Below are 21,038 nucleotides of genomic sequence, written 5' to 3'. Positions count from 1 at the left end.
GTCCGGTTTGCGAACGCATTCGAAGTTTCTTCGAACCACATTCGAAACACCGCGGGGACGAACCGTTGGAGTCACGGCGTCCGGCTATCGCGTGGGGCGCCGCACGACGCAGAGAAGCCTTCCTGTTTGCCCCTCGGCTGATGCTCCCGAGGGGCAAACAACGTGGCCTGCTTCAGTACGCCAATCGTTTCGTTCCGGGGTCCGTATCACGTGAGTTGCTGGGTGCGGGGCGTTGTCGCGGTCGACGGCGTCCACCGCGTACCTCACGGAGCCGGCCGGCAGTTCGGGACCGGGCGGCAGTGCGTCGGCCGGCCGCCGGGTGATGCTGTCACGCGGCTTGGTCACCGCCCGGGGGTGCGGGGTGGCGGGGTGGTGCGCGGCTGTGGTCACGCCTCCTTCGAATTGATGTCGACGGTGATCACGGCGTCCTTGATGGCGGCCTGGACCGCGGCGACGATGGTCTCGGTGTCCGCACCCGTGCCGAGCTGGCCCGCGAGTGCGGTGATCGCGGCGGACTGGGCGGCCAGGGTCTTGTCCATGCTTCGGATGCGGGCCTGCACGTCCTTCAGGATCGACTGCGCCTGCCAGGTCGGGTTCGTCTTGTGGTCCGCGGCGTCCGCCGGACCGCCGATCGCGTCCGTCTTCCATACGGCGTCGAAGATGTCCTTCTTGGTGATCCCTGCCATGGGGTCCTCCTCGTTCGGGTTCCAGCTCGCGGGGTGCTTCAGCCGCTCGGCCACGTCGGAGCGGAGCTTGGCCATGGTGAAGCCGCGGGGGTCGACCTTGTCGTTCGACCACTCCAGGTGGCCGATCACCGACTTCGCCGACCAGCCGTGAGCCCGGCACAGTGCTGCCTGGACGCGGACAATCGCCTGGTACTGCGCCTTGGGCCAGGGGTCCTTGCCGTCGCCGAGGTTCTCGCACTCCCAGCCGTAGAAGCGCGCATTGCCGTCGGTTCCGTTCGCGTTGCCCTTCGTGGGCGGGGTCGGGCGGGTGCCGTAGGACTCGGCGATGACCTGCTCCAGCACACGCGGGTCGCCCCCGCCGGCGTGGTTGGCGCGGCCCCAGCCGACCATGTGCACCCGGCCGTCCTTCGCGATCATCCCGTGGCACAGAGGGCCCGGCAGCGCTGTGTATCCGTCACGGACCATGGCGACCGTGGATGCGGTGCCCTTCGTGACCGTGTGGTGCACGATCGATCCGTTGACCGGACCCCACGGCCCCTTCGAGTTCCGGTTGTGTGTACGCCAGTTACCGACTTCAACGATGCGCACGCCTTCCGCTCGCAAGGCGGATACGACCTTTGCGGCAGTCAGGGGCTGTGCCATGCGGTTCTTCCTTTCACCCTGAGATGTACGCGACGTTCCGGGACGTGCCCTTGAACTCGTCGGCAACCCTGTCGATCGACTTCGCCCTCTCCACCCGGAAGTACGGACCACGTCCCGCCGAACCCGCCGCCGCGACCGCGTACTTCGTGCCCTTCGCCGACGGCCGCGTGAACGCCGGCCGTTGCGGAGCGACGACTGGCTCGTAGGAGTTCCATACCCCTGCCGCGATCGCCGGACGCGGCCGTGTGGCGGGCAACGTGTACGCCCTTCGGCCGGGGCTCCATGGCCGGGCCCTGACGGGCAGGGGGGCCAGGGGGCCACTCGCTCCCGCGGAACCCGGTACCCCCGACGATCGTCAGGGGAGGCCCTTGCCGTTCGGCCCGGGTCTCCCGCTTCCCCCAACTCCTAGGTTCGCTTCTCATGAAACGAGAAACCGGAACCGGAACCGGAAGAAGCAGGACCCGGAACGGGCGGCCGCTGCTCGCCTGTGTCGTCCTGGGGGCGGGGGCGGCCGCTGTCGTGGGGCTCGCCCCCGGCGGATTGGGCAGGGACGAAGCCGTGGAGGTGAAGGGGGGTGCCTCCGCGTCCGCCTACCGTTCGCTGACCGAAGCGGTGGCCGACGGCCCCTCCTGGGCGGGGCCGCTGCTGGAGGCGGCCACCGAGGGCACCCTGGTGGCTCTCGGGCTGCTGCTGGTGTGGGTCTGGTGGAGCGGTGTGCGGCGCGGAGACACCCGGCTGTCCGCCGGTACCGTGCTCGCCGGCGTCGGCACCGTGGTGGCGTACGCCGTCAGCGAGGCGGTGAAACCGGTGGTGGACGAGGAACGGCCCTGCCGGGCTCTGCACGGCGCCGCAAAGGCCGTCGCCGAGTGCCCGGCCCCCGGCGACTGGTCCTTCCCGAGCAACCACGCCACCCTGGCCGCCGGCCTCGCGGTGGGCCTGGCCGTGCTGCGGCCCCGCCTCGCCGCCGTCACCCTGCCGCTGGCCGGGGCGGCGGCACTGCTCCGGGTCCTGGTGGGGGTGCACTACCCGCACGACGTGCTGGCCGGTGCGGTCCTCGGGGGCTCGGTGACCGCGGCCGTGCTGCTCGCCTTCCTGCCGCTCGCCCGGACGGCGGCGTCAGCGGTCGAAGGGCGGCTGCGCAGGCGCGACGATCCCGGCCTCGTGGGCGACGACCGCCGCGGCGGCGCGATTGTCCACGCCCAGCCGGGCCAGGATGGAGCTCACATGCGCCTTGACCGTCCCTTCCACCACATGGAGCCGCCGGGCGATCTGACCGTTGGACAGCCCGCTGCCGAGGAAGGCCAGCACATCGCGTTCCCGGCCGGTCAGCCCACGGACCTGTTCGCGGGCGGCGGTACGGCGGCGGGCCAGGGCGCCCGCGCCCGTAGCCGAGAGATGGGCGACGACCCGCGCCGCGACCTTCGGTGACAGATAGGCGGCGCCGTCGGCCACCGCGCGGACCCCCGCGATGAGCTCCTCGGGCTCGCCCGACTTGATCAGGAAGCCGGCGGCGCCGCCCCCGAGCGCCTGGAGGATGTAGTCGTCCTCACCGAAGGTCGTCAGCATCACGACCCCGGTCTCCGGCGCGGTGCGCCGGATCTCGGCCGCCGCTTCGATGCCGTTCATCCCCGGCATCCGGATGTCGAGCACGGCGACGGCCGGACGGTGGCGGCGGACCAGTTCGACGGCGTCGTGCCCGTCGGCCGCCTCGGCGACGACGTCGATGCCGGGGTCGGTGGACAGGACCGAGCACACGCCCTTGCGGATCATCGGCTCGTCGTCGGCGATCAGTACCCGGATCACCGGCCGCTCACCGTCCCTCCCCTGCGCGGCGCACTTGCGGGGTCAGGGCCTCCTTGGACATCAGCCTGCCGCTGCGGAAACAGAGCCGGTAGGCGTCTCCGGACCGGTCGTCGAAACGGTCCGCCGTCATCGCGTAGTACTCGCACGTGGTGCCTTGTCCCTTCGGTTCCCCGGCCACCGGCCGCTGGGTGGTCTGGCGCTCGGGCAGCAGCCGTCGCACCGCGTCCCGATCCTGTCCCACCCGCAGCCGGGCGTAGTCGCCCGGGTCCAGTACGGACTGCCGGGCCGAGCGGATGTCCCAGCCCATGAGGGCGGCACTCAGCACCGCCCACACCACCAGGGGCAGCACGATCGCGGTCGCCAGGGCCCGGCGGGCCCGGCTGCGGGCGTGCCGGTGCTCCGGGGGCAGCGCCGGGGCCGCCGCCCGGGGCTCGGTGGCCGGACGGAGGGCGGCCGGGGAGCGCGGAATCCGCGCGGTGACCGCGAAGCCGCCGCCCGCGTACGGTCCGTACTCGAAGGTGCCGCCCGCCAGCCGCACCCGTTCATCGAGCCCGATCAGTCCCCGCCCCGTGCCCGGTATGCCCTCCGCTCCGCCTCGTGCCGGTGAGGGCCCGTTCCATACCCGGACCGCCGTCTCCTCGGCCGTGTGCGTCACCCGCACGATCACCCGCGCGTGCGGCGCGTGCTTGGCCGCATTGGTCAGGGACTCCTGGACGACCCGGTGAGCGGCGCGTGCGGCCTGCGGCGGCAGGGCGTCGGCGTCGGTGTCGGTGGCGTCGTCGATCCGCAGTTCGACGACGAGACCGGCGGCCGCGGCCTCGTCGACCAGCCGGGGAATGCCGGTGCCGGGCGTGCGCGGCGGCTCGTCGTCGGCTTCCTCGCGCAGAATGCCGATCACCTCGCCGAGCCGCTCCACCGAGGCGGCCGCCCGGGCCCGGATCTCCCCGGCCGCGGCCCGCTGGGCCTCGTCGAGTCCGGGGGCGAGCTTCAGGGCGCCCGCCGACAGGGCGATGAGACTGAGGTCGTGCCCGAGGACGTCGTGCATGTCCTGGGCGATCCGGGCCCGTTCCCGGGAGCGGGCCTGTTCGGCGACGAGCTGCTGTTCGCGCTCCAGCCGCCCGGCCCGCTCCCAGCCCGCCCGGACGAGCTCCTGGTACTGGCGCCAGAAGCGTCCGGCGAACCAGGGCAGCATCGCGGCGACCACCACCACGGCGACGAACCGCCCCGCCATCAGCAGCCAGGAGGGCACCAGGGCCACCGCCACCACCCCGCCCGCGACGACGGCCACGAGCACGAGGACCGTGGGCCCGGTCCTTCCCGGCTCCCGGCCGGCGGAAAAGGCCGCCGCGGCCGCGGGCAGGGCCCACCACATGCTGACGGCACTCAACCCGACACAGACCGCCGCGGCAACGGTCAGAAGACTCCCCGGGCCGATGGCCCGCCGGGCCGCACCGCTGATCGTCGCTCTGTTCACCCGGACGACGGTACGCAGCCCAGGCCCGTCCGAGCACTGCCGAAAGTCACCCCTGTGACATCTCTTTCAAGAGGCCGACGTCTGTTCGCGCCGGCTTCTCGAAGCATCGGTATGCACCCCTGAGTCATCGGCACGTGCTGCGAAGCCGTCGGCATGCGCCGCGAGACTGTCGACATGCGTTGCAAAGCCGTCGGTAGCCGCGAGGCCGTCGGCGTGCGCCGCCAAGACATCGGCGCGCGGCGCGTCGACTGCTTCACGGAGCGGGGCGCACCGCAGGTGATGTGCCCCGTCGACCGTGGCGGACTCGGTACTCGGTCGGGTCAGGCGTTGGGGCGCTTGCCGTGATTGGCCTTCTTCTTCTTGCGGGCGCGGCGCTTGTTTCCTCGCTTGGCCATGCTGAGCATCTCCCTCATTCGGGGCTTTTCGGGCGTCGGTCAGTCTAGATTCGGCCCGTCGTAGCCGCAGCCGTATCACTGTCGCGTCGCCGGACGATCACCCTCGGCAGCCGGGCGCGCAACACCACCGGATCCGCCCGGCGCGAGGCCGGGGCGCGGAGGTGCCGCGGAGGTGCCGCGGTTTCCGGGACCGCAGCCCGCGCGCGGTGCTTCTCGGTGTGTCACCCGTATGGGTGTGTCCGGGTGGTTGCCCGGGAGGGTCCCGCGCAGGGTCGGTTCTGTCTTGCAGTCCCGCTCCGGTCAAGGGGTTCCCATGGCACACTCAGCGTCCACGCCCGGCCCGTCCCGTTCCGCCGCCCAGGGGGACATCAATCCCTGGGCGGCCGGCGGGATCATGTTCGCCGGCGTGCTGCTTCTCGTCGACGGTGTCCTCGGCGTCATCAAGGGCATCTCCGGCATCGCCTCGGACGACGTCTACGCGCACGTCAGGAACTACACGTTCAAGTTCGACGTGAGCTCATGGGGATGGATCCACCTCGTTCTCGGCATCGTGCTCGGATGCGTCGGCTGGGGCATCCTCAAGGGTGCCACCTGGGCCCGTGCCACGGGTGTGGTGCTCGCCGCGATCAGCCTGATCGTCAACTTCATCTGGCTCCCGTATCAGCCGATCTGGGCACTCGTCTCCATCGCCATCGACGCGTTCGTGATCTGGGCCCTGTGCACGGAGACTTCGAAGGCGGTCATCTGAGGCGTAAGGGCGTAAGGGCGTAAGGGCGTAAGGGCGTCCGGCGATACGGGGCCCGACCGGGCCTCCTCGCGGAGGGAAGCGCGGTCCTCGCAGGGCCTTCCCCGGGCCCTCGCCGTGAGTGAGCGCGTGACCGAGTGAGCAGGCGTGTGAGGGAGAGGACTGCGGTGTCGGAGAAGAACACGGAAGAACGCGTCGCTCTTGTCGCCGAGGCGTATGTCTACGGCTGTCCGCTGGTCCATGGCCTGTCGGCGGTCGAGGACTTCATGCAGACGGGCTCCGGCTCGCTGCCGCCCGCCCCCTTCAACCACTTCGCGCATTCCGGTCGGCCGGAGCCCCCCGCCGGGCACTTCGTGTCGGTCGGTGACGACGACACGGTCCACTCCCTCGCCCACCTCGACCTCTCCGGCGGTCCAGTCCTCCTCCATGTCCCCGACACGGGCGGCGCGTACTACGTGCTGCAGTTCGTGGACGCCTGGACCAACAACTTCGCGTACGTCGGCCGCCGTGCCACCGGTACGGAGGCCGGTGACTGGCTCGTCGTACCGCCGGGCTGGGCGGGCAGTGTGCCCGACGGGGCGCGGGGGGTGATCGACGCACCGACCTCCGTCGTCTCCGTCATCGGGCGCGGCGCCTGCGACGGTCCGGACGACATGGAGCGGGTCCGCGCGCTTCAGGCGCGGCTCTCCCTCGCGCACGTCGAGCCGGGTGTCCACCGCACGGGTCTGCCGGCGCCCGATCCCGACGTACCGGATTCGCTGAGGTTCTTCGAGCGGCTCAGAGTGTGGATGGCCGACTTCCCGCCGTCCACGGCCGACCAGGCGTATCAGGACCGGTTCCAGCCGCTGGGACTGCTGGAAGAGGGGCCGTCGCCGTACGCGTCCGCCGACCCCGGCCTCGTACACGCACTGACCGAGGGCCTGACACGGGGCAGGGCGCGGGTGGAGGGGGCGAGCCGGTCCGCGGTGGCGGGCGGCGGCTGGGAGATGGATCCGCATCTCTTCGACTACGCCCTCGACCGGCACGGCGTCGGGACCATCGACTCCCCGCAGTGGCGGATCGCGGACCGGGAGGCCTCCTACCTGACCAGGGCGGTGGCGGCGCGGAACGCGCTGTGGGGGAGTCACGGCTACGAGGCGGTGTACGCCCACACCTGCCGCGACGCCGACGGTGAGCGCCTGAACGGTGCCCACTCCTATGTACTGCGTTTCGAGCGGCAGCCGCCGGTCGGGGCGTTCTGGTCCATGACCACGTACGGCACGCGGGACCACCGCGTCGTGGAGAACCCGGCCGCGCGGTACTCGGTCGGTGACCGCACCCAGGGCCTCGTGCACGACGTGGACGGTTCGCTGACGATTCACATCGGGAGGGAGCGGCCTGCCGGTCCGGCCGCGGGGGCGAACCGGCTGCCCGCGCCCGAGGGGGAGTTTCGCGTGGTGCTCAGGCTCTATGAACCGGGGCCGGAGATCCTCGACGGTACGTACGAGATCCCCGCCGTCGAACGGAACGGGGAGCAAGGGGCCGGCAGCGGTGAGCGGTGAGGCGCAGTGACGGTGCCTGAAGCGATGTGAGGCGATGTGGGGTGACGTGATGCGGGGCGACGCGAGGTGACATGAAGCGGAGCGTGATCAGGCGAGGCGAGGCAAGGCGGGGGCGCGGCCGTCGGCAGGAGATCGCCTCGGCCGTTGTCAGTGGCTCGGGTCACACTGGGGGCATGTGCCGCAGTATCAAGACCCTTCGCCCGCCCGCCCTCCCCGAAGAGGCCACCGAGGAGGAGATCCGGGCCGCCGCCCTGCAGTTCGTGCGCAAGGTGTCCGGCTTCCGTGCTCCGGCCGCGCACAACCAGGAGGTGTTCGACCGGGCCGTCGCCGAGATCGCCGAGGCGACCGCCAGGCTGCTGGACGGTCTGGAGATACGGGGTGCCGTCAGGACGCCGTAGATGCCGTCGCGGTCGCCGCTGCCTGGGCAGCCGCGGCGGCCGGGCGGCGCATGACGTACGCGGCGAGGGCACCCGCCATGAACAGGGCGAGGACCGAGACGGCCGTGCCCACCCAGGTCGCGCCGAGCCACTGGCCGCCGAAGTAGCCGAGGCCCACGCTGTAGCCGGCCCAGGCCACGCTCGCCAGGGCCGACCAGGGCAGGAATTCCTTCACCTTGCGATGAGCGGCGCCCGCGCCCAGCGAGACGACCGAGCGGCCGGCCGGGGCGAAACGGGCAATGATGACGAGGATGCCGCCGCCCCGGGCGAGGGCGGCGCCGAGGCGTTCCTGCGCCGAGGTGAGACGGCGGGAGCGCGCGATGGCCCGGTCCAGGCGCTCGCCGCCGCGCCAGGCCAGCCGGTAGGCGACCAGGTCGCCGAGAACGGAGGCGGCGGCCGCGCACAGGGTCAGCGCGAGGAGTGAGGGCACCTGGGAAGCCTGCTCGGCGGCGCTCGTCGCGGAGGCCGCGCCCGCGACGGTCGTCGAACCGGCGGCGACCGCCGTGGCGGCGGTGATCACCAGGACTCCGCTGGGCAGCACGGGCAGGAAGACGTCCAGGAGCACCGAGAGGGCGACCACGGCGTAGATCCATGGGCTGCCGACCAGCGCGCCCACACTCTCAAGCACCTACTACTCCCCGATTCGGAACAACGCCGCGACGTCGCAGGGGAGCGGCAGGAGCGGCAGGGCCAGCTGTACAGCGTACGCCTGACGCTGATCGGGTGATCCATAAATACGGACGATGTTGGGAAGGTCACGTACGCCCGGAAATGGGAAGACAGGGTTCCGGCTGTACGTGAGGAATGGCCCTCGCGGACCGGCCCGTGGGCGGAAGGGCCGGTCCGCGAGAGGCGGGCCATGCGGGCCATTGCGGCTGTCGGACCGATGCGGCCGACCGTCATAGTCCGCCACAGCGGTCGCAGCCGTCGTAGTCATCGGACGGGAGTCGTCAGACGGATTCAGGCGGATACAGCCGGATACAGCCGTCAGGTCGTCACAGCCGTCACAGCCGTCACAGCCGTCGCGGTTGTCGGACGGGTACGGCCGCAGCCGTCAGACCGTCATGGCCGGTGCCTGCTCATGCGCGCGGTCCTCGCCGCGCTCCGCGCTGCCCCGGCTGAACAGCCGGTCCAGGGCCAGTGCGCCGGGGCCGGTGAAGACCAGCAGGAGAAACGCCCAGCAGAAGACGGCCGAGGGCTCGCCGCCGTTCTGCAGCGGGAAGAGCGCTTCGGGCTGGTGGACCTTGAAGTACGCGTACGCCATGGAGCCGGAGGAGATCAGGGCCGCGATACGGGTGCCCAGGCCGAGCACCACCAGGATGCCGCCGACAAGCTGGATGACCGCCGCGTACCAGCCGGGCCAGGTTCCGGCGGGTATGGAGCCGCCGCCCGTCGCGCCGCCGAGGACACCGAAGAGTGAGGCGGCGCCGTGGCAGGCGAAGAGCAGGCCTACGACGATCCGGAACAGGCCGAGAGCATAGGGCTGAGCCTGATTCAAACGTGCGTGCATGGGGGGAGGGCTCCTTCGGTCTGGTGGGGACGTGAACCGATTGAGTGCCCCAGATTAGGGAAACCTCACCAATGCTTGCAAGTTCAACATTCTGTCGACTGGCTGAAAATCGTCCCGTGGTTGTCCGTCAGGGTTCGGTCCGGCACCGCCCCCAGCTGCGCACCTTCCTTCGCTGCTCTGGCCTGAACCAATGGCAGCGCAGCTTTCCGGCCATGAGGAGGGTGGGCGGCACGAGGTGATTGCCGCGACGGAAGCCGGCCCCGAACGGTCCCGGCGGCTACGTCGAGCGGTTGTGGCGGCTGTGCCGTGCGGCGGTGGGCAGGGTGCGCAGGTCAGCTCAAGGGTGCGGGCGGCCCCGCCGGCCTTCCCGGCGCGCCGTGCCGTGTGCCACCGCTCCGCGCCGGAGGCGAGCGGTGACAGGAGCGGCGGCGGCGGAGCGCCGGTCGGGGGTGGGAGTGCGCGGCCCGAGGCCGGGTGGGGGACGCCCCGCGCACCCGGTGCGCCGTGTCGGTGTCGAGTGCCGCCCGTCGCCGTTCTTCGGGCCTGTGGGCGACGCGGGTCCTCCTCGTCGGCGGCCGTACTCGGCCGAAAACGCGCCTCCCCCGCGTCCTCCCCGCGCCCTCTCCGCGACCTCCCCGCGCCCTCCCCGTCATCCTGGCCTCGTCCCGGAATACGCGTACGGAGCCGTGCGGTGTGCACGGCTCCGTACGGTGCGGAACGGCGGGGGAGGGGGTGCGGCGGTTCAGCAGTTGTTGAGGATGGACTGCAGCGCGCTCTTCTCGGCCGAGTCGACGGTCAGGTCGTAGTAGTGCTTCACGTGGACCCAGGCGCGGGCGTATGTGCACCGGTAGGCGGTGCGCGGAGGCAGCCACTTGGCCGGGTCCTTGTCGCCCTTGGCCTGGTTGACGTTGTCCGTGACCGCGATGAGCTGCGGCCGGGTCAAGTCGTTCGCGTACGCCTGGCGTTGGGCGGTGGTCCAGCTGCTGGCGCCCGACCGCCATGCCTCGGCGAGCGGGACCATGTGGTCGATGTCCAGGTCGGAGGCGGCGGTCCAAGTGGCGCCGTCGTACTCCGAGTACCAACTGCCGCTGACGGCCGCGCAGCTGGAGTCCTGTGTGACATTCGTGCCGTCCCGCTCAAGGACGACCTCGCGGGTGTTGCAGGCGCCCGACTGGGTGATCCAGTGCGGGAACTTGTCGCGGCTGTAGCCGGTCGACGAGCCCTCCGCGGAGACGGTCAGCTCGCTCAGATAGGTGCGGGCGGTCGATGCGGAGACCGGGGTGGGCATGGCTGCCTGGGCGGTGGGGGCGGTGAGCAGTCCGGTGGATGCGGCGAGTGCGGCGGATGCGGCGACGACAGCGATGCGACGCGCGTAGACACCTGACATGCGAACTCCCTTGATGTGGGGGGATCTTGGACGGGCGACCCGTGGGGCCCGGCCATCGTGGCGGCGCAAGGTTTCCGTGGGGTGGGCGCCAGGTAACAGGGTGGCGACATGGGCACGTCACATCAAGGGTTCTGACCAACAGGACTGGAGCGTGGGGGCGTACGTCCGCATCTGCGCGGGCGTACGTGCTGATGTGCCGACAATTCGCCTGTGTGGTGGGTCGGTTCGTGCGGGTGGCCCGGGCCGGACGCGTCGTAGGGTTACGGCGTGCTGCTTCCGGTCGACATCACGCTCGGGGTCGTCCTCGCCCTGCTGCTCGCGGCGGCGGCCACCGTCGCCGCCCTGGCCTCGCTGGGCCGGTCGCGCGAGATCCTGCTGGCCGGCCTGCGGGCCGCGGCCCAGCTCGCCGCGGTCTCCCTGCTCATCGGCTGGGTGGTCCGTTCGCTGCCGCCGCTGCTCGCGTTCGTCGCGCTGATGTACGCCGTGGCGGTATGGACCGCGGGCCGCCGGATCACCCGTAACCGCACCTGGTGGTGGGTGGCCCTGCCGATCGGGGCGGGGGTCGCGCCGGTGGTCGCCCTGCTGCTGCTCACCGGACTCGTCCAGGCCCGGGGCATCGCGCTGATCCCGGTGACCGGAATCCTCATCGGGGGTGCGCTGACCGCGACCGTGCTCGGCGGGCGGCGGGCGCTGGACGAGTTGACGACCCGGCGCGGGGAGGTGGAGGCAGGCATGGCGCTCGGGCTGCTCGACCGTGACGCGAGACTGGAGATCGCCCGTCCGGCGGCAGCGGACGCGCTGCTGCCGGGGCTCGATCAGACGCGGACGGTGGGGCTCGTCACGTTGCCGGGCGCCTTCGTGGGCATGTTGCTGGGCGGCGCCTCACCGGTCCAGGCGGGCGCCGTGCAGCTGTTCGTGCTGGTGGCGTTGATGGCCGTACAGGCGGTGGCCGTGGCGGTCGTACTCGAACTGGTGGCACGGGGGCGGCTGCACCGGGACTCGGGTCCGCCGGAGCGGCGGCGCGGCGATGGCCGCCTCGGCCGGGGCCGCCGGCCGCCGGGGACCGGCTAGCGCGCGCTGATGTGCAGCCGGATCGAACCGTCGGCCGCGGCTTCCACCCGGAGCTGGGTCAGGTCCTCGACGTGCGCGTCGGGGGAGAGCGCCGCCGCCCGCGGGCCGACGCCCACCACGCGCATGCCCGCCGCCCGGCCCGCCGCGATGCCCGCCTCCGAGTCCTCGAAGACGATGCAGTCCGCCGGGGCGAAGCCCAGCTCGGCCGCTCCCTTGAGGAAGCCCTCGGGGTCCGGCTTGCTTGCGCCGACGCTCTCGGCGGTCACGCGGGTGGCGGGCATCCGCAGTCCGGACGCGGTCATCCGGGTCCGGGCCAGCGCCTCGTCGGCCGAGGTGACCAGGGCGTGCGGGAGCGCGGCGATCGCGTCCATGAAAGCGGGCGCGCCGGCGACCGGCACGACGCCGTCGGTGTCGGCGGTCTCCTCGGCGAGCATCACCCGGTTGTCCGCGTAGTTCTGCTCCATCGGGCGGTCCGGAAGGAGCACCGCCATCGTGGCGTACCCCTGCCGTCCGTGAACCACCTTGAGCGTGGCTTCCGGGTCCAGCCCCTCCCGCAGTGCCCAGCGCCGCCAGCAGCGTTCCACGACGGCGTCGGAGTTCACGAGGGTGCCGTCCATGTCGAGGAGCAACGCCTTAAAAACACCAATGGTCTCTGACCTGGGCAAGGGGGCCGTCCTCTACGTGTGGCGAATTTGTTTCACCAAGATACAAAGGGAAGGGTCGGTGTGGCTAATCCAGAGACATGGCGGAGCCCCGACCGCGCTTGCGGCCGGGGCTCCGGTTGTTCAGTCAGGTCACAGAGCGGGCTGCCCGCTGCTGGGGCAGGTCTCCGTGCCGGATCCCGCTGTCCGACCTTGTCCGCGAGCAGGGATTACCCCTCTTCCGGAGGATCAGCGAACCCCCGCATAGAGGCGGTCAGGGGTGTGCTGCCGGATGTGCCGGTCAGCCACTGCGTCCTGCGTCCGTGCGGGGTCGTCGGGCGTGGCCGAGTTCTCGAGGTCTCGCGCAACGACGGTCTTGGCGGTCTTCATGGTGTCTCTGATGCCCATACGGGTGTCCTTGCGTGATGGCGGATTTGAATGGCTGCCCGGACCCCGGCCGCCGCCGGCCTCGGGTACGGGCGGGAGCCCGCCCGCGGCTGGTCGGCGCGATGTCACAGCCGCGGGCGGGAGTCAGGGGGTGTGGCAGGTGCAGGCGCAGCCGGTCTTTCGGCACTCCTGGTGCAGCGATGGGCCGTCGAATCGGTCGGCGGCCACGCAGAGGGCACTGACCGGGGAGCCCCACGCGGCCTCCATCTGGGCCAGGCGGGCATCCCATGCCGCCTCGTGCTCCTCGGGGCTCACCGCGTCAGGCCGTGCTGCCTGGGGTCCTGGCAGCCGCCCTGAGTGGTGCCGCAGCCGAAGCAGCCGACTGTTGGTGCTGCGCGCTTCGGGGGCGGCGGCATCGGGGCCGGACTGTCGGGAGCGTGAGTGGCCGCCTGTGCCCACATCGGCCGGGGTGGTTCCAGGACGGGCGTGCGTACCAGTCGTGGTGATCGCCCGTGTGGCCGGGCTCTCGAACGCAGTGGCCCGGCCCGTCCGGGTTAGCGTCCCAGCAGTAGCAGGTGCTGAGGTCAGTCGATGCGGTCCTCATTGGCGCACCGCCTGCACCGGCCCGCGCGCTGTCCGCCAGGCGCGGCCGAGCTGTACCACCGTGAGGCACGACGCCCCCGCCCGGCAGGCAGCGCAGGTCAGGGTACGTGCGGTACTCGGCATCGCCGGGCGCGGGTTTCGTCGAGGTGATCACGACTGCTTGGCCTTGCACTGGTCGCACTCGCAGGCCGGGAACGCGAACGACTGGTCCACGGTCTTCGCCGGGACCACCTCGGACTCCGGCCGTACGACGCGCGTCTTGCCGTAGCGGTCCATCTCGTACACCTTGATCGTCATCGCCATGTGCTGGCTCCCGGCCTACGTCGATTGAGGGGTGTGCCAGCCAGATCGCTGTACCGCCCGCCTTCACACCCTGATGATGTGTGTGCACGGTGAGCAGCCAATAGGCCGCCGGATGGTCACGTGTGGCCACGTAGCGGCCACGGCCAGGAGCGCGGACGACGACACCTCAGACTGGAGACATGAGCCGCAACGACGCGCTTCGAGCTGCCCGCTTACGCAAGGGATGGCGGACCAGCGAAGCAGCCGCCACGGCCATCACCGAGCATGGGCAACAGCTCCTCGACGACAGACAGTTCACTGTGTCTGCGAGGTCCTGGCGGCGCTGGGAAGGTGACCGCCCCGATTGGCCGGCAGAGGAGACCGCGATCGTCATCCACGACGCGCTCGGCCGCTGGCCGGAGGATCTCGGGTTCACCACACCGCCGGGCTGGATCCGGCCCGAGCGCCACGATGAGGAGCAGGTGCGCCGCCAGTCTTTCGCTTCAGTCACCGCCGCGGCGCTCGTTGCGGGTCCCGTCGCGCCGCAGCACGTTGACCCTGCCCTGATCGAATACTTCCAGCAGCAGTTGGAGGGCCACTACCGAGCAGACATGTTCCTCGGGCCGCATGACCTGATCGGTACCGTGTCCGCGCAGTACCAGCTGATCGACAAGCTCGTGCGGTCCGCCAAGGGTGAGACCCGCCGCGGCCTTCTCCGCGTCGGAGCTGCATACGCTGCCTTGGTCGGCTGGCTGTACCAGGATGCCGGAGATATGGACGGCGCGGCATTCTGGCGCGGGGCGACGCAGGAGATCGCAATGCGGTCCCGCGACCCGCATCTCATTGGCTACAGCCTGGTCAATCAGGCTCAGGTGCGCACTGATCTCGGAGATGGGCACGCGGTTGTCGACCTGTGCGAAGCCGCGCTCGACGACGCCGACCAGCTCGTCCCGAAGGTCCGCATCATGGCTATGCAGCAGCAGGCGCACGGTGCCAGCCTCACCGGGGAACGGCGCATGGTCGACCAGCTCATTGACCAGGCCGGCCGACTACTGCCGTGCGTGGACGATGATCTGCCCTGGGGCAACGCCTGTCGCCGGACCCCCGGCTACCTCGAAGTACAGCGGGCCACCTGTTACGGACGGCTCGGCCTCGGCGCAGAGGCGGGTGCCCTGTGGTTGCAGGTCCTCGCTATCGTCCCGGAGACCGCTCGCCGCGACCGGGGGGTGTACATGGCTCGGCAGGCGACAGCTGCGGCAACTGCTTGGGAGCCGGATCAGGCGGTGGAGATTGCTCGGACCGTGGCGATGATCGCGGTAGAGACCCGATCGGCCAGAATGCGGCGGGAATTGGTGACCCTGGAGCGGGCGATGCGGCCGTGGCAGGATGCCCCGGTCGGCCGCGATCTTGCGGAAATCCTGGAGACCGTGACCGAAGGGGGATGACGTGGCAGACGTACCGAAGCCGCTGACGGACGAGAAAATTGAGGCGCGGCTGGCCAAGTTGCCGGAGTGGACTCGTGACGGGGACGAAATCACGCGACGGGTGAACGTCCGGTATCACGCAGGGGTGGCGGTGATCGTGCACATCGCCGACCGGGAACGCCGCATCGGCCACCATGCAGACATCGACCTCAGGATTGACCACCTGCGCATTGCCGTCACGACGCATGACGCTGACTACAAGCTGACCGAGGCTGACTTCGACTTGGCGGCCCGGATCGATGCCATTGCCGCGGCGCACCAGTCCACGCCGCTCGACTGACCCCAGACGCACGAAACCGCCCCTCCCCGCGCGCGGCGGGAAGGGGCGAAACCCGCCTCCGGTGGGGGGACCAGGTTATTGACCAGGGGCTCTAGCTAGGGCCTGTTGCGAAAGTGCTGGTCACGGCCACTCGTTGACGGCTGCGACCAGCACGGTCGCTTCATAGCGGACGGCGAGCTTGTCGTACCTCGTGGCCACGGCTCGGTGGCGTTTGAGGTGATTGATCCCGCACTCCACCGCGTGGCGCTCCTTGTAGTCGTCCTTGTCGAACTTGGGCGGGCGCCCGCCACGGGAGCCGAGCTTCTTGCGATTGCGGACCTGGTCGGCCTTCTCTGGGATCGTGCAGCCGATCCCGCGTCTGCGCAGGTAGGCCCGGCGCGAAACTTTTGAATGGCTTGCGGACACCGTGGCTGAAGGGGCCGACGCCGCAGCGCCGGCCATCCCCCCGCCAACGGCGCGACGTAGCCAAGGACCGAGCCCGTGCGGCTCGTGAGCGGGCCCGGCTGCAAGGGGAGCTGGTGAAGCTTCAGGATGGATTGGCAAGACTCCAGGCCGACCGCGCCGTGAACCCAGACGACTACCGCCCGGCGTCTACGAGGCTGCCCGCGACCGCATCAAGACCCGGCGCGAGGCGGCCGAGCAGTTGCTCGCCAAGTCCACTGCCATTGAGGCGACGCCGGACGTATCCGACTATGAGCCGCTGATCGTCGGGCTGCTGGACGAGTGGGAGACCATCAACGACGGGGAACGAAGCGGCATACTTCGCCAGCTGCTACGCCGTGTTGCCGTCTATCGAGTGGAGCGCGAGGGGGACGTGCGGGCCACGTCGCGGATCGAGTTACAAGCGGAACAAGTAGCCTCGCCCGCCGGTCAGGGGGTGGCGGGCGGAGGCTACTTTGTTCCATCACGATACAAAAACCCGTCCGGGAAAGCCAATCCGGTGAGGCGGGTGCCGTGGCGGGACCGCGCGTATGGCTGCGGCGAGAGGGCCGGCGGCATCGCGCATTGGGGACCTGGCGCCGGCTCGTCCGTCCGACCCTGGCGGCTGGGGGAAGGGGGGCGCCGTGTGGGGCGAGTGGGGCGTACGGGGCGCCGCCTCAGGAAGGCCCCGTACGCCGTCTCGGGAGGACTTCCCCCGGAGGGCCCCGTGCGCCGTCGCCTCACGTCGCGTTCAGGGCCACCGTCGGGTGGAGGCGCGAGGCGCGGATCGCCGGATAGAGGCCCGCGACCACGCCGATCAGCAGGGTGGCGGCCAGGCCGCCCGCCAGGGACCAGGGCGGGACCACCGCCGTCCACCCCTGGACCCGCGCGAAGCCGTACGTTGCCGCCGCGCCCAGCAGCGCGCCCGTCGCCCCGCCCAGCGCCGACAGCAGCAGCGACTCGGTCAGGAACTGGAGCCGGATCGCGTTGCGGGTCGCGCCCAGTGAGCGGCGCAGGCCGATCTCCTGGCGGCGCTCCAGGACGGAGATGACCATGGTGTTGGCGACGCCCACCCCGCCGACCAGGAGGGCCACCGCGCCCAGGCCGAGCATCAGGGTCGTCAGGCCCTCGTCGGTGGCGGCCTTGGCGGCCAGCGCGTCCGAGGGGCGGGAGACCCTGATGGCCGCCTCGTTGCCGGGGCTGACGGTGCGGGCCAGGATCGCCCGTACGTCCTCCACCGAGGCGTCCGTGGAGCGCTCGAAGACGGTGGTGGGGTGGCCGTCGAAGCCGAAGTGGCGCTCGGCGGCGGGGAATCCGACCATGGCCACGCGGTCGAGGTTGGGGACCAGTTCGAGCGGTGCGAGGATGCCGACGACGACCACCCGTGTGTCGTTCATCATGATCGTCTCACCGGTGCGGGTGATGCCGAGGCGGTCCGCCGCCACCGCGCCGAGGACCGTCACCGGGAGGCGTTCGCCGGCCGGATCCAGCCAGGCGCCCCGGTCGACCTCGCCGCCGAGCGCGGACAGCAGGTCGATGCGGACCGCCTGGGCGGTGACGCCGGCGGTGCGCTCCTCGGGGACCACGTCGCTGCGGCGGATGCGGGCGTCGATGTCGGCGGTGGCCGTGGCGTGCTGCACCGGGCCGACACGCTCGACCATCGCGACCGCGTTCTTGGGGAGCTCGACCTCCCGCCCCATGGCGTCCTGGCCCGCCTCGGCGGTGAGGAGGTTGGTGCCGAGGCGGTCGAGCCGGGCCATCAGGTCCGCGCGGCTCGACTCGGACAGGCCGACGACCGCGACCATGGTCGCGATACCGATGGCGATGCCGAGCGCCGAGAGCACCACGCGCGCGCGACGCGCACGCAGGCCGACCGCACCGACGCGGAGGACGTCGCGGGGGGAGAGGCGGGAGGGCTTGAGGTCGTTCCTCATGAACCGGCCTCTTCCGTAAGGGAGTCGGCGTACGCACCAGAACGCGAGCCGGAACGCGAGTCCGAGACGATCTCGCCGTCCCTGAAGCGGACCCGGCGCGGCAGCGAGTCCGCGATCTCGTTGTCGTGGGTGATCACGCAGATGGTGGTGCCGGACGCGTTCAGCTCGTGCAGCAGCTCCATGACGATTTCGCCGGACGCGGTGTCCAGCGCCCCGGTCGGTTCGTCCGCCAGCAGCAGCCGGGGGTCTCCCACCAGGGCGCGGGCGATGGCCACGCGCTGCTTCTCGCCGCCGGACAGCTCGTTCGGCGTGTGCGAGTAGCGGTGGTCCAGCCGCACCTTGGCGAGCGCCTCCCGCGCACGCGCGCGCCGTTGCCTCAGCGGTACGCCCGCGTACAGCAGCCCGTCGGCGACGTTGTCCACCGCGTCGCGCCCCGCCGCCAGGTGGAAGTGCTGGAACACGAAGCCGATGTGGCGCGCGCGCAGTGCGGAGAGCCGGGAGTCGGAGAGCGCGGACACGTCGTACCCGGCGACCCGGACGGTGCCCGTGGTGGGCTTGTCGAGGGTGCCCACGACGTTGAGCATCGTGGACTTGCCGGAGCCGGACGGGCCGACGACGGCGACCAGTTCGCCCTCCTCGACGGTGAGATCCACTCCGCGCAGGGCGTGGACGCCACCGGGGTACACCTTGGTGGCGTTGCGCAGTTCGATCACCGGGACGGACGTCATGACTTCGCCACTCCGACCTTCAGGCCCTCGCGCACGTCCGGGCCCGACACCTCGATCTGCCCGTCGGCGGTCATGCCCGTCTCCACCCGCACCATCTTCGAGGTGGCGCCCCGGACGACCTGGAGGCCGTAGCCGCCGTTCTCGCCGCGCAGGGCGACGACCGCCTCGACGGGGACCGCGAGGACTCCCTTGTGCGCCTCGCTGACGAACTTCACGCTCACCGACGCCTTGGCGTCCTCACCGGACGCGGCGCTCACACCGCCGTCCAGGACGACCTCGACGGTGATCCCCTCCGTGGCGCCCGCACCGTCCCCGGCGGCGGGCCCCTCGGGTCGTACCGTCCCGTCGACCCGGCCGGCCACGGTCTTCCCGCTGGCCAGGGTGACCTCGACCTTGGTGCCCCGCGAGGTGAGCGGGCCGTCGGTCTGGTCCAGTTGCGCCCGGACGACGGGCTTGGTGGAGGCGATCGTCAGGACCGGCTCGTCCGGGCCGACCTGGTCGGCGAGCGCCGCGTCCGCGGAGACCACCTTGACCGGGCCGGGCTGGAAGACGACGTCGCCCCTGCCGACCCTGCCGGTGCTGTCGCGGTTCAGGGACTTCTGCCACTGTTTGACGACGGCCTCGGTGTCCTTGTCGTACCGGGTGTCGGCGTACAACCCGTACCCCAAATCGCGCAGATTGCGCTCCAGCTGGAGTACGTCGCTGCCCCGGTCGCCCACCTTCATCTCGCGGAACATCGGGACCGGCCCGTAGAGCAGGGTGACGGGCTTGTCGTTCAGCTCGTACAGTGCCTGCCCCCTCGTCACCGTCTTCCCTTCGGAAGCGGCCACCGTGACGGTGCCCTCGACGGCGGACTTGACGGCGCGGCGCTGCGCGAAGTCGAGCCTGCCGTCGACCGTCTTGGACTGTACGAGGTCGGTGCGTACGACGGTGGCGGTGGCGGGCGGCAGGTCGCCGCTCCTGCCGGAGGCGCCCGGGTCGCCGCCGTCGCCGAGGAACAGGAATCCCCCGGTGACGGCGGCGGCGACGGCCGCCGTACCGAGCGCGAAGAAGGCGGTGCGGCGCTTCACTGCATGCCGTCCAGACCGTCGAGCAGCTTGGACTTGCACGCCTCGCGGGCCTTCTTGTACGAGGGCGACGTCGTGTCGATGGACGGGGACGCCGGGTTCGGGTCGCCGCCCGGCTGGGCGTTGCCGCTGTTCATGGTCGGGTTGGTGAACCTGGAGACGCCGTTGTCCCGCATGCACTGGGCGTGCGCGAGCATCGACTCGTAGGCCTTCTGCTGGTCGCGCTTGGGCTCGGCCGTCATGGCGGCCTGGAGCTCGGTGGCGCAGACGCCGTTCTTGCCGCCCTTGTACGCTTCGTTCTTGCCCGGCTGGGAGGCGATCTTCTCGATCTTTGCCCAGTCGAGGTACCCGCTGAGCTTGGGGTCGGGGTAGTCCTTGTAGCCGCCCTTGACGCGCATGCACTGGACGTACTTCATCTGGGCGTCGTAGAAGGCGCTCTTGCCCGCGGGCGGGGCACTCGGCTCGCCCTCGCCCCCGCCCTTCGCCGCGCTCGCGGCCGGCGCGTCCGGTACGTCGGCGATCGCGTCGTCCTTCTTCGTTCCGCCGGAGCTGCCGTCACCGCCGCCGCAGGCGACGGAGAAGGCGAGTACGGGCACGGCCACGAGGCTGGCCATGCGCAGCCGGGCGGTGGAGCGGGGGTTCGTCCTGAGGAAGTTCATGCGCTTCACGTTCGCCGCCGCAGATCATGACCCGTCCATGGCCACATGATGGGAACGTAACAATGCCCCCGGCCTGCGCGTCCGCCCCCGTACGGAGCAGGCGGAAACGGTCCCGGCGTGCCCATAATCGGCCCCATGCCGCATGTACTGCTCATCGAGGACGACGCGTCCGTACGGGACGGAATGGAGCTCGTGCTGCGCCGGCACGGGTACGGCGTGGACACCGCCGCCACCGGCGAGCAGGCCCTCGCCCTGCTGGCCGGGGAGCAGGGCGCGCGGGTCGAGTTGGCCGTACTGGACCTGATGCTGCCCGGCATCGACGGCTTCGAGGTGTGCCGCCGCATCCGCGCCCGCTCGGCGACCCTGCCGGTCATCATGCTGACCGCGCGCGGTGACGACTCGGACATCGTGACCGGCCTGGAGGCGGGCGCCGACGACTACGTCGTCAAGCCGGTCACCGCGCCCGTCCTGGAGGCCCGCATCCGGGCCGCTCTGCGGCGTGCGGAACCGTCCGCACGAAAGGGGTCGGACGCCGATCTCGCCGGGCTGGTGATCGACCGCGCCGGACTGACCGTCACCAAGAACGGCGCCCCGGTCCCGCTGCCGCCCACCGAACTGCGGCTGCTGCTGGAGCTGTCGGCCTCCCCCGGCCGTGTCCTCAGCCGCGAGCAACTCCTCGAATCCGTCTGGGACCACACCTTCCTGGGCGACTCCCGGCTGGTGGACGCGGCGGTCGGCCGACTGCGGGCCAAGATCGAGGACGTACCGGCCAAGCCGCGGTACGTACAGACGGTGCGGGGCTTCGGCTACCGCTTCGGGCCGTTGTGAACCGGACGGACCCGCTGTGAACCGAACGGACCCG

24 protein-coding genes and 1 pseudogene are annotated in these 21,038 nt (G+C 71.1%); 9 read left to right on the top strand and 16 right to left on the bottom strand.

Translation table 11 applies throughout. The features are described from left to right. Positions 1–386: 386 nt before the first annotated feature. Positions 387–1,328 carry a peptidoglycan recognition family protein gene (locus ACIOMQ_RS12700; RefSeq protein ID WP_362194576.1) on the bottom strand — a complete coding sequence of 314 codons (942 nt, stop codon included), beginning with the start codon at positions 1,326–1,328 and terminating at the stop codon, positions 387–389. 44 nt (positions 1,329–1,372) lie between these two features. Between ACIOMQ_RS12700 and ACIOMQ_RS12695 the strand changes: the two genes are divergently transcribed. Continuing rightward, positions 1,373–1,534, top strand: coding sequence for a hypothetical protein (locus ACIOMQ_RS12695; protein WP_401753293.1), 162 nt, complete (start codon positions 1,373–1,375; stop codon positions 1,532–1,534). A gap of 384 nt (positions 1,535–1,918) precedes the next feature. On the opposite strand, the gene ACIOMQ_RS12690 is transcribed toward ACIOMQ_RS12695, so the two are convergent. After that, positions 1,919–2,230, bottom strand: coding sequence for a hypothetical protein (locus tag ACIOMQ_RS12690; protein ID WP_401264321.1), 312 nt, complete (start codon positions 2,228–2,230; stop codon positions 1,919–1,921). Between ACIOMQ_RS12690 and ACIOMQ_RS12685 the strand changes: the two are divergent. After that, positions 2,127–2,357 (top strand): annotated as a pseudogene (locus tag ACIOMQ_RS12685) (phosphatase PAP2 family protein); the annotation flags it as partial. The gene ACIOMQ_RS12690 and the pseudogene ACIOMQ_RS12685 overlap by 104 nt on opposite strands. Positions 2,358–2,444: 87 nt before the next feature. Here ACIOMQ_RS12685 and ACIOMQ_RS12680 read toward each other — a convergent pair. The 3 genes from ACIOMQ_RS12680 to ACIOMQ_RS12670 all read right to left on the bottom strand — a co-directional run bounded on the left by ACIOMQ_RS12680 (position 2,445) and on the right by ACIOMQ_RS12670 (position 5,000). Continuing rightward, entirely contained in the window at positions 2,445–3,131 is a 687-nt protein-coding gene (locus ACIOMQ_RS12680; RefSeq protein WP_402188927.1) for a response regulator, read from the bottom strand. A gap of 7 nt (positions 3,132–3,138) precedes the next feature. Next, positions 3,139–4,605, bottom strand: a complete 1,467-nt coding sequence (locus ACIOMQ_RS12675) for a sensor histidine kinase (protein WP_402188925.1) — start codon at positions 4,603–4,605, stop codon at positions 3,139–3,141. 320 nt (positions 4,606–4,925) lie between these two features. Continuing rightward, on the bottom strand, positions 4,926–5,000 hold the full coding sequence (locus tag ACIOMQ_RS12670) for a 50S ribosomal protein bL37 (RefSeq protein ID WP_100661309.1): 75 nt from the start codon (positions 4,998–5,000) through the stop codon (positions 4,926–4,928). A 313-nt stretch (positions 5,001–5,313) separates the two neighbouring features. On the opposite strand from ACIOMQ_RS12670, the gene ACIOMQ_RS12665 reads away from it, so the two are divergent. The 3 genes from ACIOMQ_RS12665 to ACIOMQ_RS12655 all read left to right on the top strand — a co-directional run bounded on the left by ACIOMQ_RS12665 (position 5,314) and on the right by ACIOMQ_RS12655 (position 7,684). Then, entirely contained in the window at positions 5,314–5,748 is a 435-nt protein-coding gene (locus ACIOMQ_RS12665) for a hypothetical protein (RefSeq protein WP_362194588.1), read from the top strand. 164 nt (positions 5,749–5,912) lie between these two features. Further along, positions 5,913–7,286, top strand: a complete 1,374-nt coding sequence (locus ACIOMQ_RS12660) for a DUF1254 domain-containing protein (RefSeq protein ID WP_401937675.1) — start codon at positions 5,913–5,915, stop codon at positions 7,284–7,286. Between the two features lie 173 nt (positions 7,287–7,459). Then, positions 7,460–7,684 carry a DUF2277 domain-containing protein gene (locus ACIOMQ_RS12655; RefSeq protein ID WP_362194594.1) on the top strand — a complete coding sequence of 75 codons (225 nt, stop codon included), beginning with the start codon at positions 7,460–7,462 and terminating at the stop codon, positions 7,682–7,684. Here the strand turns inward: ACIOMQ_RS12655 and ACIOMQ_RS12650 are convergent. The 3 genes from ACIOMQ_RS12650 to ACIOMQ_RS12640 form a co-directional block, all read right to left on the bottom strand. After that, positions 7,671–8,351, bottom strand: coding sequence for a VTT domain-containing protein (locus tag ACIOMQ_RS12650; protein WP_362194597.1), 681 nt, complete (start codon positions 8,349–8,351; stop codon positions 7,671–7,673). The two genes, ACIOMQ_RS12655 and ACIOMQ_RS12650, sit on opposite strands and share 14 nt — an antisense overlap. A gap of 426 nt (positions 8,352–8,777) precedes the next feature. After that, a complete protein-coding gene (locus ACIOMQ_RS12645; RefSeq protein WP_401937671.1) occupies positions 8,778–9,233 on the bottom strand; it encodes a DoxX family protein in 456 nt (151 codons plus the stop codon). 742 nt (positions 9,234–9,975) lie between these two features. Then, positions 9,976–10,620, bottom strand: a complete 645-nt coding sequence (locus tag ACIOMQ_RS12640; RefSeq protein WP_362194603.1) for an HNH endonuclease family protein — start codon at positions 10,618–10,620, stop codon at positions 9,976–9,978. A 267-nt stretch (positions 10,621–10,887) separates the two neighbouring features. On the opposite strand from ACIOMQ_RS12640, the gene ACIOMQ_RS12635 reads away from it, so the two are divergent. Beyond that, positions 10,888–11,691 carry an ABC transporter permease gene (locus ACIOMQ_RS12635; RefSeq protein ID WP_362194605.1) on the top strand — a complete coding sequence of 268 codons (804 nt, stop codon included), beginning with the start codon at positions 10,888–10,890 and terminating at the stop codon, positions 11,689–11,691. Here ACIOMQ_RS12635 and ACIOMQ_RS12630 read toward each other — a convergent pair. From ACIOMQ_RS12630 to ACIOMQ_RS12620, 3 genes are all read right to left on the bottom strand, one after another. Then, a complete protein-coding gene (locus ACIOMQ_RS12630) occupies positions 11,688–12,356 on the bottom strand; it encodes an HAD-IA family hydrolase (RefSeq protein ID WP_401937668.1) in 669 nt (222 codons plus the stop codon). The genes ACIOMQ_RS12635 and ACIOMQ_RS12630 overlap by 4 nt on opposite strands. 507 nt (positions 12,357–12,863) lie before the next feature. Next, positions 12,864–13,034 (bottom strand): hypothetical protein, encoded by a 171-nt coding sequence (locus tag ACIOMQ_RS12625; RefSeq protein WP_362194611.1) that lies wholly within the window; start codon positions 13,032–13,034, stop codon positions 12,864–12,866. Positions 13,035–13,472: 438 nt separating this feature from the next. Then, positions 13,473–13,625, bottom strand: coding sequence for a hypothetical protein (locus ACIOMQ_RS12620; RefSeq protein ID WP_402188923.1), 153 nt, complete (start codon positions 13,623–13,625; stop codon positions 13,473–13,475). Between the two features lie 179 nt (positions 13,626–13,804). Between ACIOMQ_RS12620 and ACIOMQ_RS12615 the strand changes: the two genes are divergently transcribed. Beyond that, entirely contained in the window at positions 13,805–15,049 is a 1,245-nt protein-coding gene (locus ACIOMQ_RS12615) for a Twin-arginine translocation pathway signal (protein WP_402188921.1), read from the top strand. A 1-nt stretch (position 15,050) separates the two neighbouring features. Next, a complete protein-coding gene (locus ACIOMQ_RS12610) occupies positions 15,051–15,368 on the top strand; it encodes a 4a-hydroxytetrahydrobiopterin dehydratase (RefSeq protein WP_402188919.1) in 318 nt (105 codons plus the stop codon). 120 nt (positions 15,369–15,488) lie between these two features. Here the strand turns inward: ACIOMQ_RS12610 and ACIOMQ_RS12605 are convergent, their stop codons facing one another. The 5 genes from ACIOMQ_RS12605 to ACIOMQ_RS12585 form a co-directional block, all read right to left on the bottom strand. Then, a complete protein-coding gene (locus tag ACIOMQ_RS12605) occupies positions 15,489–15,773 on the bottom strand; it encodes a hypothetical protein (RefSeq protein ID WP_402188917.1) in 285 nt (94 codons plus the stop codon). Between the two features lie 755 nt (positions 15,774–16,528). Beyond that, positions 16,529–17,722, bottom strand: a complete 1,194-nt coding sequence (locus ACIOMQ_RS12600) for an ABC transporter permease (RefSeq protein ID WP_362194626.1) — start codon at positions 17,720–17,722, stop codon at positions 16,529–16,531. Then, entirely contained in the window at positions 17,719–18,450 is a 732-nt protein-coding gene (locus ACIOMQ_RS12595) for an ABC transporter ATP-binding protein (RefSeq protein ID WP_362194629.1), read from the bottom strand. The genes ACIOMQ_RS12600 and ACIOMQ_RS12595 overlap by 4 nt, the downstream gene beginning before the upstream one ends. Next, positions 18,447–19,520 (bottom strand): peptidoglycan-binding domain-containing protein, encoded by a 1,074-nt coding sequence (locus tag ACIOMQ_RS12590; RefSeq protein WP_362194633.1) that lies wholly within the window; start codon positions 19,518–19,520, stop codon positions 18,447–18,449. The genes ACIOMQ_RS12595 and ACIOMQ_RS12590 overlap by 4 nt, the downstream gene beginning before the upstream one ends. Beyond that, positions 19,517–20,176, bottom strand: a complete 660-nt coding sequence (locus ACIOMQ_RS12585) for a hypothetical protein (protein ID WP_401263911.1) — start codon at positions 20,174–20,176, stop codon at positions 19,517–19,519. The genes ACIOMQ_RS12590 and ACIOMQ_RS12585 overlap by 4 nt, the downstream gene beginning before the upstream one ends. A 135-nt stretch (positions 20,177–20,311) precedes the next feature. On the opposite strand from ACIOMQ_RS12585, the gene ACIOMQ_RS12580 reads away from it, so the two are divergent. After that, complete coding sequence (locus ACIOMQ_RS12580) at positions 20,312–21,004, top strand: response regulator transcription factor (protein ID WP_362194639.1); 693 nt, start codon at positions 20,312–20,314, stop codon at positions 21,002–21,004. The last annotated feature ends 34 nt before the right edge of the window (positions 21,005–21,038 follow it).

Origin of the sequence: Streptomyces sp. NPDC087845, from assembly GCF_044742755.1 — a bacterium.
In the GTDB taxonomy this organism is placed as follows: Bacteria; Actinomycetota; Actinomycetes; order Streptomycetales; family Streptomycetaceae; genus Streptomyces.
This window is presented reverse-complemented; position numbering and strand designations above follow the sequence as displayed.